At 56.7% G+C, this 14,958-nt stretch carries 9 protein-coding genes; 6 read left to right on the forward strand and 3 right to left on the reverse strand.

The features are described 5' to 3' along the window. Positions 1–528: 528 nt before the first annotated feature. A complete protein-coding gene (locus E4S61_RS24885; RefSeq protein WP_342447943.1) occupies positions 529–1,479 on the reverse strand; it encodes a glycosyltransferase in 951 nt (316 codons plus the stop codon). A 346-nt stretch (positions 1,480–1,825) separates the two neighbouring features. Here E4S61_RS24885 and E4S61_RS24890 point away from each other — a divergent pair, with 346 nt between their 5' ends. From E4S61_RS24890 to E4S61_RS24900, 3 genes are all read left to right on the forward strand, one after another. Then, entirely contained in the window at positions 1,826–2,842 is a 1,017-nt protein-coding gene (locus tag E4S61_RS24890; protein ID WP_135306475.1) for an ATP-grasp domain-containing protein, read from the forward strand. Positions 2,843–3,705: 863 nt separating this feature from the next. Next, positions 3,706–3,921, forward strand: a complete 216-nt coding sequence (locus tag E4S61_RS24895; RefSeq protein WP_135306476.1) for a hypothetical protein — start codon at positions 3,706–3,708, stop codon at positions 3,919–3,921. A gap of 105 nt (positions 3,922–4,026) precedes the next feature. Further along, entirely contained in the window at positions 4,027–5,364 is a 1,338-nt protein-coding gene (locus tag E4S61_RS24900) for a hemolysin family protein (protein ID WP_135306477.1), read from the forward strand. Between the two features lie 204 nt (positions 5,365–5,568). On the opposite strand, the gene E4S61_RS24905 is transcribed toward E4S61_RS24900, so the two are convergent. Continuing rightward, positions 5,569–6,444 carry a hypothetical protein gene (locus tag E4S61_RS24905; RefSeq protein WP_135306478.1) on the reverse strand — a complete coding sequence of 292 codons (876 nt, stop codon included), beginning with the start codon at positions 6,442–6,444 and terminating at the stop codon, positions 5,569–5,571. Positions 6,445–7,134: 690 nt separating this feature from the next. Here E4S61_RS24905 and E4S61_RS24910 point away from each other — a divergent pair. The 3 genes from E4S61_RS24910 (at position 7,135) to E4S61_RS24920 (ending at position 13,664) form a co-directional block, all read left to right on the forward strand. Then, positions 7,135–9,936: a glycoside hydrolase family 31 protein gene (locus E4S61_RS24910; protein ID WP_135306479.1), complete on the forward strand. Its 2,802-nt coding sequence runs from the start codon at positions 7,135–7,137 to the stop codon at positions 9,934–9,936. A gap of 82 nt (positions 9,937–10,018) precedes the next feature. Further along, positions 10,019–12,715 carry a glycoside hydrolase family 31 protein gene (locus E4S61_RS24915; RefSeq protein ID WP_135306480.1) on the forward strand — a complete coding sequence of 899 codons (2,697 nt, stop codon included), beginning with the start codon at positions 10,019–10,021 and terminating at the stop codon, positions 12,713–12,715. Positions 12,716–13,298: 583 nt separating this feature from the next. After that, entirely contained in the window at positions 13,299–13,664 is a 366-nt protein-coding gene (locus E4S61_RS24920; RefSeq protein WP_135306481.1) for a VOC family protein, read from the forward strand. A gap of 297 nt (positions 13,665–13,961) precedes the next feature. Here E4S61_RS24920 and E4S61_RS24925 read toward each other — a convergent pair. Beyond that, positions 13,962–14,958: sensor histidine kinase (locus tag E4S61_RS24925; protein ID WP_135306482.1), on the reverse strand; the 997-nt coding region annotated here is incomplete at its 5' end.

The following is a 14,958-nucleotide window of genomic DNA, read 5'->3' on the forward strand; positions in this document are numbered from 1 at the left end:
CCGTCTCTAACGTCTCTTTGAGCAGTTCTTGGTTGAGCATAGACACCTAAACCAACGAACTGCTCGTTCCTCAATTTCCGCTAACTAGACAGTGCCTCTCAACGGAGCATCGTGAGATCTGGATACTTTGTTGCCCAGTCATGAATCTGCTTCTCAAAGGCAGGCGGTGGGGCTGGCCGTCCACGTCGATCGAGAATACGCCAGCCATCTTCTTCGTAAACAATTGCCGTCACATGACTTTCATGGAGAAAAATAGCTCCATAGACTTCCACACTTCCTGAATCTCCTCATACAATCATTGCGGCGTCCTTGGTATGTTGGCCAATAGTTTCCAACTCCGCCCTCTGTAGAGGACGTGCTAGAAAAGTTGCGAGTACCAGAAATTAAAAATAATCTGTATAGACATTTTACTTAGTTTGTATTTATGTAATCGGTGAATCTATATAGTTGCTAACTGGATTCAAGTGCTGAATTAAGACCGAACAGTGGCTCGTGAGAGTGGATATCGCTGTTTCGAGACGTTGCAACTTACCCCGCCAGTGCCTGACGATATACTGCTTCCAGACGCTCGGCCATCCGTTCAACGCTTAGAGAGCGGACGACTGACCGACCGTTAGACCGCTCATCTTGGTCAAGTACGCGTGCCAACTCCACGATGAGTTCAGTATCGTCAGTACAGACGACCGACAGCGTGACCTCGGCCACTCGTTCACGAACGTCACCAACGTCCGTTGCGACCACTGGAAGGTTGCACGCCAGCGCCTCCTTGACGGTGTTTGGCGATCCCTCGCGGTGAGAAGTCAACAGCAACGCGTCAGCCGCATTCATGTAGACAGGCACGTCTGTTAGTTCCACATTATAGACGGTCTGCAGCTGCACATCACGGTCGATTCGGGACCGAACTTGCTCGACGACACGTTCGGCGAGCGGGTAGTTCTTCACTGCCCGAGAAGGCGTATATGGGAAGAGAACGTGCGCGGCCGCAGGGTCCCAGTCGACTTCACGCTGGGCTGTCTGCTGGTCCATCGGCTTGAACAGGTCGAGATCAACCCCATGTGGGATCACTGTCGCTGTTACATCAAGGTGGGTCACCATCTCGCGACTCATAACAACCGTCTCGTCAACTAGTCGGGTACAGCGTTCGGTGAGCCACCCGAAGTCCCCGAACAGGTCTGACCCCCACAACGTGAGGATGACCGGGCGGTGTGGCTGTGTGAGTGCGAACGGTGACGTGAGACCGTAGTGTGCGTGGACAATGTCATAAGAATCTCGGGCGGCCGAGAGGACACGCCCATAAAATCGGAGATAGTGCTGGAATGAGCGGGTCGTTGCTTTGCGCTCGGCACGATTCTCGAGTTCGCGACCAGGGACAGTAACAACATCGCACGTGTGTCCCCGTTCGCGAAGACTCTCTATTCGCCGATCAAAGAACGACGAGCGATGGGTCACGAGATGGAGGACATTCATCAGCCACTCCATCCTGTCTGTGACACAAAGTAATGACGCCCCAACTGTCGTGTATCGACGGTGGAGTCTCCCTATATGGGTGCCGACAACCAGTGGGTACCCGCGATATCCAACCGAGTATCGCTCAGGAGATTAGTTATCGGTTGTCCATGCCTATTTTCGACTGTACAAAGATTCCACTACCGGTTATTCCATATAAGTCCGCTATTACAAACCGTCTACTGTGAGCTATATAGTCGTATGGACGTGTTGGTTACCGATGGATTCGAAAAAAAAGTCGTTAACCGTAATCCGCGCGATCCACCCTCTTGCCGACGCCATCGGGACGGTTGCTCAATATCCTGGTTCAATCGCTGCCATGTCGCGGCATACCGCTCGTACCCACCGTTTCCGAGCCGACAAGCCTGCGGAGTACGCCGCCAGACTGGCCGCTATCGTTGAGGCGGACGGCTACGACTATGTCCTCCCCGTCAGCGGTCGCACAACCGAAATTGTCTCTGAGCATCGCGACGAGATTCCAGTCCCGCTCGACCCGATTCTCCCCCCACAAACGTCGCTCCGCCGAGCTATCGACAAACACGACCTCTACTCGATAGCCGACGATATCGGAATCCCGACACCGACATCCGTCCGCATCCACTCGTCCAGCGACATACCACACGCTGTCGAGATAGTCGGGGAGTCAGGCGTGTTTAAAACAGGCAGTGAGACAGAGCCACGGTTTCTCCGGTACATCGATTCCCCGCGTGAACTCCGGGCAGCCTATTCGACGTATGTATCCACACACGAATCCGATCCGATCTACCAGGAATATCTCGATGGTCGTGGACGTGGGTTCTTCGGCCTCTATATTGATGGGACGTGTTACGGTCACTACGCCCATCGTCGCATCCGTGAGTCACCACCCTCAGGCGGCAAGAGCGTGTGTGCGGAGTCACTCCTTGACCCTGAACTGTACGACTACGCCGACCCGATACTGTCCGCGCTTGATTGGAACGGCGTCGTCATGCTCGAGTTCAAGAACGACGCCGAGGGGAATCCCCACTTGTTAGAGTGTAATCCGAAATTCTGGGGGTCGATGGCACTTGGCGTTGTATCGGGAATGAACTTCCCACGAGCGCTCGTCGAGTACTTGGCCGAGGGCACGACGCCGGATTTTGAGTTCACACCGGCCCGTGTTCACTGGCCACTCTCGGGTGACCTCCTCCATGCAATCGCACGGCCGACGAGTGCTCCAGCAGTCGCGATAGACCTGTTCTCACGGTCGACCGGGTCGAATATCCGCCTTTCCGACCCACTCCCCCATGTCTCAGAGACCGTCCAGATGGTGGTTTCGACCGTTGTTAGCGTTGACGGCCCGGTCAATAACTCTTGAACAGGACCATTCCAGTAGTGTTCACTACACTCCTTCTATTGTACGGATTAAACTGAGATTATCCTTGATGCACAAGTGTAACCCTGTAGTTCGAAGATTGGTATTCTATATAAAACCGGTCACTAGATATGTTATAGTCATCTTGTAATCTCTCTTTCAAACCTTGCATAGTCTTTTTTGATATCTGTAATTCTGTTTTCTCTGAGCGGCTTGCCTTGTTGAGGGCAGACGTTAGCTGATCTACTTGAGATAAACTACTATTCTGATAATAAATTGTATTATCATTACATGAGGAATTATTCATCTTCATTACATCAATGTACCCTATAATATCACCTGGCAAACATTGCGATCTTACGGCACTTGGACTCGCTGTGATTGATTCTGAGTCGTTAGTCTGAGCATCTACTTCATTGGGAGTGGTTATGCCAGAAGGTGCATTAGAATCGTCTCCTGAGGGTACTATCGTTGAACACCCTGTAACACTCATGCCGACACCAATACTTGCAAGCTGGAGGACCGAACGCTGGGACAATTCCATATGTCAGACTTTATCTCATTTTGTACATGTTTTCTCTATAGTGACCGGTCTACGTGCGATGATTGCAGCAGGGATTAATCGGATGAACCGAGTGAATGAGCCTGCTCATTGCTTACTGTACGTTGCCCGGAATTTATTTCTCTTGGAGAACCTACTGATTTATGAATGCCCTCCAACCCCTCATCAGCCCCTCCCCAAGAAAACCGACCGTCTCGACGACGAATGCTTGCAACTCTTGGGACGATGGCAGCCATGTCAACTGCTGGCTGCGGTACAGTGCTTCCGAATAGTCGAGCTCACACTTACCGCGACAGCCATCCGAATGGGGGATGTTACTGATGCCGACGTAACTGCCCACCATGTCTCACCGGCCGACTTTGCGGAGATGATGGAGCAAGGCGGCGAAGAGTACCGTGTGATGTTCGAATGGTTCAACGAGCATGGGTACGAATCGCCGATCGACAAACTCCAAGCAGAACACGGGCTCACGTTCTCCCGATTACCGGAGTATCTCGAACGGGCTGGCTGGGCACAGTAGCTGCGGGCAATCGTCCGCGGACTATTTAATGCTTTTAGTAGATGGAACGAGAGGAACCGGTATGGACACGCTACGATTGAGCGACGGTACGTCTCGGAAGCACCGATGGTAGACGTCGTGCTCTCGGCGGCACAGGTCCTCGTCGCGCTGTTTCTCGTGGTTCTGAACGGCTTTTTCGTCGCCTCGGAGTTCGCGTTCGTCCGGATTCGGGGAACGTCGGTCGAACAGCTCGCCGCAGAGGGGCGAACCGGATCGGAGACGCTCCAAGAGGTGATGACGAACCTCGACAACTACCTCGCGACGACGCAACTCGGCATCACCATCGCGTCGCTGGGACTGGGATGGGTCGGCGAACCCGCCGTGGCGTCGCTCATAGAACCCGTACTGGCTCCGATTCTCCCCGAGGGGACGCTCCACTTCGTCGCCTTCGCTATCGGCTTCAGTATCATCACGTTCCTCCACGTCGTCTTCGGCGAACTCGCGCCGAAGACGCTCGCAATCGCCCAGACCGAGCGACTCTCGCTGTTCCTCGCCCCGCCGATGAAGCTCTTCTACTACCTCCTCTATCCAGGGATCGTCGTCTTCAACGGGGCGGCCAACGCGTTCACGCGGTCGATCGGCGTGCCGCCCGCCTCCGAGTCGGACGAGACGCTCGGTGAACGGGAACTCCTCCGGGTACTCACCCGATCCGGTGAAGAAGGAGACATCGACGTGGCCGAGGTGAAGATGATAGAGCGCGTGTTCGATCTCGACGATATCGTGGTGCGGGAGGTCATGGTTCCGCGACCGGACGTGGTGAGCGTTCCGGAAGACGCCGCGCTGTCGGAGCTCGAGTCCATCGTCTTCGACGCCGGCCACACGCGCTACCCGGTTCTCGACGCCGACGACGGGGACCAAGTAGTCGGATTCGTTGACGTCAAGGACGTGCTACGAGCGGAGGTGGACGACGGAGACGCCGAATTAGTCGGCGACGTCGCCCGCGAAATTCTCGTCGTCCCGGAGACGATGACGATCGGCGGCCTCCTGAGGCAGTTCAAGGAGGACCGCCAACAGATGGCCGCAGTCATCGACGAGTGGGGAGCGTTCGAGGGGATGGTGACGGTCGAAGATCTCGTTGAGGCCCTCGTCGGAGACCTCCGAGACCAGTTCGACCTCGACGAGCGCGAACCCTCGATTCGCCCGCGCGACGACGGGGGGTACGACGTTGACGGAAGAGTCCCGTTGTCGAGAGTCAACAACGCTCTCGGTGCGGGCTTCGAGAGCGAGGAGGTAGAGACCATCGGCGGACTGGTGCTCGAACGACTCAACCGTACGCCGGAAGTTGGCGACAGCGTCGAAATCGCCGGTCACGTCGCCGAGGTGACGAGCGTCGAGGGGGCCCGAATCGTGACGGTGCGGATCCACGAGAGAGATACCGACGAACAGTTGGAGGAGCGAGAGTAGAGACTGGCTCGAGCCGTTCGGCCGCGCGACGCCGTCCGGTCGGCGTTACTTCCCGTACCGGTTCAAATACGTAGCGAAGGTTGGGATGGGTGCAAGAACACTTTCTTTTGACGGACTATATCCAATACAAACCATTCTAAGGGGATAAATTGCTGAATGTCCTTCCACTTCACACCGCTACTCCTATGTTACGACTCAACAGTATCAGAGACTTCCAAGGAACACTGGTCGACTAAGCGAACTGCAGAACCGGTACGAGAGTCCAGATAGCAACATTCCGTAGATGAATCCAGCGCCGTGCCTGATGATATTCGTCGTCGTCCCCTGCTGGACGAGATCTGCCGGGAACAACATGAGAACAAAGAGCCCGAGTAACACAACGACGAGACCAGCGAACCCGACTTCCAGAACCACATCCGACTGAGAGTCGACCGCCACTGGCAAAGCAATCTCTCCGACCAGCTGCCACCCACTTAACGCGATGCCAACCAGACCCAGGCCCATGATGGTGACCGGCACACCCGGCGCATAGATGACCGCAATCTCAAGCAGCAACCCGATGAAGATCATCGGACCAAGCGACCACACAATCTCACGTGAGTACCGCCTCTCCAGCCAGACGAGCAACGCAACGAAGAGAAAGCCGACGAATCCAGCAGCGACACCAGAGAACCCACGTTCGGCTCCCTCGATTCCAGGCTGAAGGCTCGTTAGGGCCAGACAGCTGGTCGAAGTCACCAAGACTGGGACCACCATGACGAGCACGATGACTGTCCTGCGGAACCAGCGATGCTGGCCAGCCAGCCGAGACAGCAGATACGTCATGCCCGCAGCCATGGCATAGCTAGCCAGATTCGATGATAGGTGGCTGGTACTATGATGGACGAACGCACTCGTAAACACCGACAGCACAGCTGGGTGCTGGTACTTGAACGCCAACTGCGAGTGCATGGCTGGTGGCAGCAGGACGTGAATCGCTACTACAGCGAGCCCAATCCCACCAACTAGCCCGATATCTACGAGCGTCGCTGTGGCTGGCGTGTGAATCCGACTGGTAATCGTAGTCCGCTGGTCGGTCATTCTATCCTCTCCTGAGCCAAGAGAGCCGATACAACGGTCACTTAGTCCAACCCCAGTGCCGCTGTCACCATCACAGCCACAATCAAGAGCGCGATCACAGTTGCCTAGAACCAAGAAAACGCTGGTGTCGATACAAGGGTAGATTGGATGTCCACTGCTGCAGTCGTCAGCGGTTTCGCTATCACAAAACTAGCTATCGATAGTGTGGCTCTGGAGAGCTATCGCTGTCGCTCGCGAGCACCATACCGCTCCAACACACCCATCAATCGCCGCTGACTCAGCGGAGATCCTGAGTCTGACCACTCACTATCGGCGTTCTGACCGGTACTTCCGGCCAGAGTTAATCAGACACTAGCCATATTCTGTCGAAATCGGTGGGTTCGTTCCAATGCTATCAGTTGAGACAAGAACAGTCGCTAACACCCACAAATTGTACATTCACCAACTGTTCCGCGAACGTGAGGAGATGGCTGGGGAGACGATATTCTAGTCAAAGAATTGCCATTAGACCATTTTATACAACATTAGAAGGTACTATTCAAATCTCACCGATGGTTGATTCTGGCGAGGGTGTTTTAGCATAGTTAGATTATAGCCGCCAATTCGCCACATATTCAAATTTAGTCATGTTGTAAAAACACTTCAAACCTCACAAAAGAATTAACTCGTATTGTAGTAATTCGCAATTGCATGGTCAATAGGATACCACGTACTACGAGCCGTCGTACAGTGCTAAAATCAACAGCTGCACTGCTAACAGGTGGGGCGCTTGCCTCAGCGTCGGCAGACTCTGTTCTGGCAGACGATTTTGGTGCGAAAATCCACCACGAACCGCAGGTGGACGAAGATAACTTGATGGAACTCTCCGTTCAGGACCATCAAGTAGTCGACGAGGGTATCTGGCTGGACTTAGGCAGTCACGAGGGGCATATCCACCTGTTCAGTGACAACCTCGCGCGCGTCTCGATTGTCGACCCAGATGAGGAGGTCGAGGAGTCGCGGGGGGTCGCGAACGGCCTCGACGAGTGGGACTCGCCGAGTTTCAGCGTCTCGGATAACGGCGATCACATCTCGATCGACACCGAGACTATCACCGTCGAGGTGAACAAGGACCTCTTCGGGGTGACGTTCCTCGATGAAGACGGGAACGTCATCAACGAAGACTACACCGAGAATGGGTCTGCGGGATACTCGCCGTCGACCGAGCGGGAGGTTCCCGACCCATCACCCAGCGAAGGGCTACCCTATGCGTACAAGAAGGCCGACGAGGACGAGGCGTTCTACGGCTTCGGTGAACAGCCGGAACCTACGCTCAACCAACGCGGCAAGAAACTCGAGAACTGGAACACCGACCAGTACGGCTACGGACCGGACAGCGACTACGTCTACTCGTCGATCCCGTTCTTTGTCGGGCTGAAAGACGCCGGTGCGTACGGCATTTTCTTCGACAACACGCATCACACGGTGTTCCACACGCCTGAAGATCCCGACGCCTCGGGGTCGAGCTACGACACCGAGGCAGGCGAGGACTACTACTACTTCGTCGGCGACGGTGGTCAGATGACGTATTACTTCGCCAACGGACCGGAGATTTCCGACGTCCTCGACCGGTACACAGACCTGACGGGGACGACGCCGCTCCCGCCGAAATGGAGTCTCGGGCTTCACCAGTCAAAGTGGGAGTATACTCCGGAAGAGACCGTCGAGGTTCCCAAGCGCTACCGCGAGGAGGAGATCCCGCTGGACGTGATGCACTTCGACATCCAGTACATGAACAACTACCGGGTGTTCACCATCAACGAGGGGAACCGGGAGGCCCTTCAGACGCTCACCGAGGACATGCCCGAACTCAAGACGGTCGTCGTCAACGACCCCGGTGTCGCCGTGGACGAAGAAATCGACGTCGACGGCGACGGCGACATAGAGGAGTACGAACCCTACACTACCGGAAACGAACAGGACGTCTGGACCAGAGACGGGAGCGGCGACGACTTCGTCGGCCCGGTCTGGCCCGGGAACGCTCCCGAGCCGTACACGACCGGTGCGAAGTGGCCAGACTTCTCGCAGCCCCACGTCCGTACCTGGTGGGCCGAGATGCACGACATGTTCTTCGATCTCGGCTTCGACGGGCTCAAAAACGACATGGGTGAACCGGCCGTGTTCAGCGGTCAGGACGTATACGACTGGACGATGCCGGTCGATAACCAGCACGGCCCAGACGACGAGGGTGATATGATGCTCCACGAGGAGTATCATAACGTCTACGGGTTCGACTACGCCCGCGCGTCCCGCGAGGCATATGACCTCTTCAAGCCCGACCAGCGGCCGTTCCTACTCAACCGGAACCTCTTCGCCGGCGGGCAGCGAATCGCGGCGATCTGGACCGGCGATAACGTCAGTGTCTGGGAACATCTCCAGATGCAGCTCCCGATGATGATGAACCTGGGCCTCTCAGGTATGGCCTTCAACGGCCACGACGTTGGCGGTTTCTCCCAGCGGCCAGAACCCGAACTGTTCAAACGCTGGATTGCAATGGGCGCGTTCACCCCGTTCTACCGGAACCACACTGACACTCACCGGAACAACAGGGAGAGCGAGGCAGGCCAAGGCGGCACGCACGATTCCCCCCAGCCGCGCAACCAGCACCCCTGGACGTACGGCGAGGAGGGGATCGAAATCACGAAGAAGTACACCGAGCTGCGCTACCAGCTCATGCCGTACCTCTATAACGAGTTCGAGGAATCGTCCGAGAACGGCAAGCCGGTCTTCCAGCCGCTGGTCTACCAGTACCAGGACGACCCGGAGGTCCGGAACATCACCGACGAGTTCCTCTTCGGCGACAACGTCCTGATTGCACCGGTCGTCGAGCAGGGTGCGACCGAACGGGACGTCTACTTCCCCGCGGGCGACCGGTGGGTCGACTTCTGGACGAACGAGATCCACGAGGGCGGCCAGTGGAAGACGGTGGATGCCCCGATCGACCACCTACCAATCTACGTCCGGAAAGACGAGATCGTGCCGATGCGCGAAGTCCAGCAGTACACGGGCCAGCGCCCGCTGACGACGCTGGAGCTGCGCACCTACCTCGACGACGAAGCCAGCTACTCGTTCTACGAGGACGACGGTGAGACCCGTGCGTTCCAGGACGGCGAGTATAACGTCACTCACTTCACCGTGTCAGCTAACAACGGCGGCGTCGTCACGTTCGAACGGGAACTCGGTGTGCAGAACTACGCGGGATCCGAACTCTCCTCGTACCTGCTGAACCTCGACCGCTCGGAAGCGCCGCGAAAAGTCCAGGCGGCTTCCAGCAAGTACGAGAAGGTCGACGCCGACGACGTCGAGGACACGCCCGAATCATACGCGTACGACCCCGAACAGGACGCAGTGCTGGTCCACATCCCGGCCGGCGAAGATCGGAAGGTGCAGCTGTTCTTCAACGGCCAGGGGCGCGGCAACGCCGGCGGCAACGGCCGCGGACGCGGGCAGTAAGTCCGCCACGGGGTATCGCACACAATATTTTAGACCGGTCGCAGGATATCGACACGAAATTCTTCGACCGACGTAGCAAACTATGACACGTAAACACGATCCAACCGCAGACGACTACCCGGACGTCGCCAACCCGCACAGGCCGGCCAGTGGGAGCACCGTAGGACCTTCGACAAACCGACGTACCGTGCTGAAATCGACCGCCGCATTGCTCACGGGCGGCGCGCTCGCCTCTGGGACCGCCAGTGCCGACCACTACGACTCGTCGATCCACTACGAGCCCGAAGTAGACGAGGACGGCCTCATGGAACTGGTCGTTGAAGACCACGAGGTACTCGAAGACGGTCTCCGGCTCGATCTGGGCAGCCACGAAGGATATATCCGACTGTTCGCGGACGATCTCGCGCGGGTCTCGGTCGTCGAGCCCGGCGAGGAGGAGTACGAGTCCCGCGGGATCGCGAACGGCCTCGACGCGTGGGATGCGCCGAGCTTCAGCGTCGACGAGACCGACGAGACCCTCTCGATCGATACCGAGACGATCACCGTCGAGGTCAACAAGGACCTCTTCGGCGTGACGTTCCTCGACGAGGACGGAACCGTCATCAACGAGGACTACCTCGAGAACGGGTCGGCGGGCTACGAGGACGGCAAGCCCTACGCGTACAAGAAGACCGACGAGGACGAGGCGTTCTACGGTTTCGGCGAACAGCCCGGTCTCGATATCGACAAGCGGGGTGAGACACTCGAGAACTGGAATACCGACCAGTTCGGGTTTACTCCGGACAACGACTACATGTACACGTCGGTGCCGTTTTTCGTCGGGTTGAAAGACGCCGGTGCGTACGGTATCTTCTTCGACGACCCCTACCACTCGGTCTTCGAGATGGCCACCGACTCCGAGGACTACTACTCGTTCCTGGCCAACGGGGGCCAGCTGACGTACTACTTCGCGTACGGGCCCGATATCGGAGCGGTCCTCGACCGCTACACCGACCTCACCGGAACGATCGACCTCCCGCCGAAGTGGGGAATCGGCTTCCACCAGAGTCGATTCCGCTACTCGCCCGAGGAACTCGTCGAGACGCCCCAGCGCTACCGCGAGGAGGAGATTCCGCTGGACGCGATGCACTTCGACATCCAGTACATGGACGACTTCCGCGTCTACACCTGGGAGGACGAATACCGCGACGCCATCGAGACGCTCACCGACGAGATGCCCGAACTCAAGACGGTCGGCGTCAACAACCCCGGGGTCGCGGTGGTCGAGGAGGTTGACGGGGAGCCGTACGGGCCCTACCTTGAGGGTGAGGCAAACGACTACTGGGTGAAAAATGCCGACGGCGACCCGTTCGTCGGAGAGATCTGGCCGCCCGAAGCGGTGTGGGCCGACTTCTCGCGCGAGGAGGTCCGGGAGTGGTGGGCCCGGAAACACGACGCACTGTTCGACGCCGGCATCGACGGAATCAAGAACGACATGGCCGAACCCGCCGTGTTTAACACGAACAACCCGAAGTACGACCTCACGATGCCGGTGGACAACGTCCACGGCACTGGTGCGGACACGATGCTCCACGAGGAGTATCACAATCTGTATGGCTTCGACATGGCCCGGGCAGCCCAGGCGTCGTTTGACCACTACCGTCCTGACGAGCGACCCTTCACGCTGAACCGAAACCTGTACGCCGGCGGCCAACGCTACGCGGCGTTATGGACCGGCGACAACGTCAGCACGTGGCTGCACCTGCGTCAGTCGCTCCCAATTCTGATGAACCTGGGACTGTCGGGGCTCCCGTTTGTTGGGAGTGATGTCGGTGGCTTCTCCGCTCGTCCCACCCCAGAGCTGTTCAAGCGTTGGACGGAACTCGGCGCGTTCTACCCCTACTCCCGGAACCACGCCATCGATCATTTGTTCGTCGGCGAGGACCAGCCGCGCAACCAGCACCCCTGGACGTACGGCGAGGAGGGGATCGAAATCACGAAGAAGTACACCGAGCTGCGCTACCAGCTCATGCCGTACCTCTATAACGAGTTCGAAGAGTCGTCTGAAAACGGCAAGCCGGTCTTCCAGCCGCTGGTCTACCAGTACCAGGACGACCCGGAGGTCCGGAACATCTCCGACGAGTTCCTCTTCGGCGACGACGTGTTGATCACGCCAGTCGTCGAGCAGGGTGCAATCGAACGGGACGTCTACTTCCCCGCGGGCGACCGCTGGGTGGATTTCTGGACGAACGAGATCCACGAGGGCGGCCAATGGAAGACGGTGGACGCCCCGATCGACCACCTGCCAATCTACGTCCGAAAAGATTCAATCGTCCCTATGCGCGAGGTCCAACAGTACACCGGAGAGAAGCCACTGCCGACGCTGGAGCTGCGCACCTACCTCGACGACGAAGCCAGCTACTCGTTCTACGAGGACGACGGCGAGACCCGTGCGTTCCAGGACGGCGAGTACAACGTCACTCATTTCACCGTGTCAGCTAACAACGGCGGCGTCGTCACGTTCGAGCGGGAACTCGGCGTGCAGAACTACGAGGACTCGGAGCTGTCGTCGTACCTACTGAACCTCGACCGCTCGGAAGCGCCGCGGAAAGTCCAGGCGGCTTCCAGCAAGTACGAGAAGGTCGACGCCGACGACGTCGAGGACGTCCCCGAGTCCTTTGCGTATAGCGCTGAAGAAGATACAGTGCTCGTTCACATTCCCGCTGACGAAGATCGGAAGGTACAGCTGTTCTTCAACGGTGACAGCGAACGGGGGCGGGGGCGGGGTAACCAAAACTAACCTAGTAACGACGGAGCGAATCTGACGAATTCACCTGGGAAATCAGATGACTCTCTATTTCGTACAGTATTGTACCTATAGGATTCTTACAAGAGGAGCGTACGGGCCTTTCTAATCGCGATTGAACGCACCAATGGCGTGAAAGGGAAACCACTCCGTCTCAGTAAGACGGCAAGAGGGTTTCAACAGAGCCACTCCGATACCTATCCAACCTGTATGCAGTATCGGCTTTGCGAACTATTCTGTGACTGTCAGTAACGGCGTGACCGATACAGAGGAAAGGTTCAGCACGATGGCATCTTTCTATTCACGGACTGCAGTCTGTAATTCCCGTTAGGTGCGCGTGCTTATTGACCGCTGGCCACCTTGTCAGAGCCCAGTGGTGTTCAGAGAGCTGTGCTGAATAGAGAGCGCACATCGGTCACGGAAAGGGCAGAAGACAAGTCAAACTAATACTAGGTGCGCGTAGGCCCACGAAAGCTTGGGAAATTATAGCCACTAAGAATAGATTTCTATTGACAGTTGTGGCAGTACTTTCCGTATCCAATAGGTGTTTTTACCCACCGCAGCATAACTGAAATGCATGGTGAGACTCAAATTTATTACCTTCGCTTGTAATGAAGTGGAACAACTGGCAGAGTTCTGGTCAGTCGCTCTCGGTGGTGAACGACGAAAGCTGCCAGAATCGCTTGAACCGGAAATCGTTGACCTTCCAGGAGACGGCCCAAATCTGCTGTTCAAAGAACAACCGAAAGGAACGGAGCGAGACCTCCCAATCCATCTTGATATCTCAACCGAGAATAGAGAGGAGACAGTCGAACAACTCTGTAACCTCGGTGGGTCTGTCCGCGAAACCAAGACCGAAGAGTACGAAACGCACACGGCAACCTGGACAGTGATGTCTGATCCCGAGGGGAACGGCTTCTGCGTGAGCGAGTATCAACAATAGACTGTGACTGCAGCATGCTTTTGTGTTGAATGCAAGTAATCTCTTCACGAGCCGTACACCTACCCATCCAGAATCGAATCAAGTGTTCACCGAATGCATCAGTTGGAGACCCAGTGATACAGACACCCTCTGTAGTGAGCGTTATCTATTTCATCTGTATTGACCAATTTGAGGTGCTAATTCTACAGGAGAGGTATTGAACCGATCACACATTATACGTATGTACTGAGCAATCTAGACATGAAGATTGCAGCAGAGAGCAGCTGAACGGGCCGTGAAATTGAGCCTGCGAATTGCTCAGTTACTCTCCCTAAAGTCAACGTCCCTGAACTCGAATCGGGCTCCACCAGTTGTACTCGCAGTTACTGTCGTCGTCCACTCGTAGACATCCGCAAGTTCTCGCACAAACGCCAGTCCCAACCCAGTGCCGCCTTTGTCGCCTGCCGTCGTGAATCCCGTATCGAACACCACGTCTCGATGTTCACCTGGAATCCCAACACCATCATCCGCCACGTAAAACCCGTTGTCCAACTCCCCAACTTCCACAGTCACATCTCTGCCCCCGTGCTGAACTGCGTTCTCGAACAGATTCCTGAACAGATGTCGAAGATACGTCTCGTCTGCTTGTATCACACCGTCAAGTTCGATGTCGAGTGTCGCCTCCGGCGTGCCCCCCTCGTCCCACGCGTCTTGTGCCACGTCTGCCAGCGAAAGCGGATTCCGTTCTCCAACAGCGTCTTGGCCTCGCGTCATCACCAACATGACATCAATCATGTCCTCAATCCGGTCGAAGGCTTCCGTGACGTACGCAACTGCCTCTGGGGCTGCCTCTGACGGCAGTTGCCTGCTGTAAATCTGGCCAATCGTCACTGGATTCCGAAGTTCGTGTGCGAGCATGCTGGCAAAACTCTCAAGCCGCGTATGGGACTGTTGGAGTTTCGCAACCGTCGCTTCGAGTTCGTTTTGGTATTCATGGCGTTCGATGGCCGCGGCAAGGAGATTCGACACACTCTGGACGAAGGTCACGTCGTGTTCGGTGAACTCCCGGCGCTCAGTCGTGTGTGTTCCGAGGATGCCCCATGGTTCATCGACGGTGCCGATGATTACGCTGATGCCGCTGACCACGTCGTGCTCGACAAGCAAATTGGGGCCACTGAACCGGTCTTCAGTGCGGAGGTCGTCGACGACGATTGGTTCCTCAGAGATGAGTGTATACCCGGCCTGGGAGTCTAGGTCTGTCGGGACGGTTGCGTTGCCTACGAGGCCGTCTTGCCAGCCGACGCCCTGTCTGAGG

It is taken from the genome of Haloarcula amylovorans, from assembly GCF_004681185.1.
In the GTDB taxonomy this organism is placed as follows: Archaea; Halobacteriota; Halobacteria; order Halobacteriales; family Haloarculaceae; genus Haloarcula; species Haloarcula amylovorans.

What these genes read in the sequence shown, in the direction of transcription:
- E4S61_RS24885 (WP_342447943.1), bottom strand. Translation starts at nt 1,479, where the DNA reads ATGGAGTGGCTGATGAATGTCCTCCATCTCGTGACCCATCGCTCGTCG.
- E4S61_RS24890 (WP_135306475.1), top strand. Translation starts at nt 1,826, where the DNA reads ATGTCGCGGCATACCGCTCGTACCCACCGTTTCCGAGCCGACAAGCCT.
- E4S61_RS24895 (WP_135306476.1), top strand. Translation starts at nt 3,706, where the DNA reads ATGGGGGATGTTACTGATGCCGACGTAACTGCCCACCATGTCTCACCG.
- E4S61_RS24900 (WP_135306477.1), top strand. Translation starts at nt 4,027, where the DNA reads ATGGTAGACGTCGTGCTCTCGGCGGCACAGGTCCTCGTCGCGCTGTTT.
- E4S61_RS24905 (WP_135306478.1), bottom strand. Translation starts at nt 6,444, where the DNA reads ATGACCGACCAGCGGACTACGATTACCAGTCGGATTCACACGCCAGCC.
- E4S61_RS24910 (WP_135306479.1), top strand. Translation starts at nt 7,135, where the DNA reads ATGGTCAATAGGATACCACGTACTACGAGCCGTCGTACAGTGCTAAAA.
- E4S61_RS24915 (WP_135306480.1), top strand. Translation starts at nt 10,019, where the DNA reads ATGACACGTAAACACGATCCAACCGCAGACGACTACCCGGACGTCGCC.
- E4S61_RS24920 (WP_135306481.1), top strand. Translation starts at nt 13,299, where the DNA reads ATGGTGAGACTCAAATTTATTACCTTCGCTTGTAATGAAGTGGAACAA.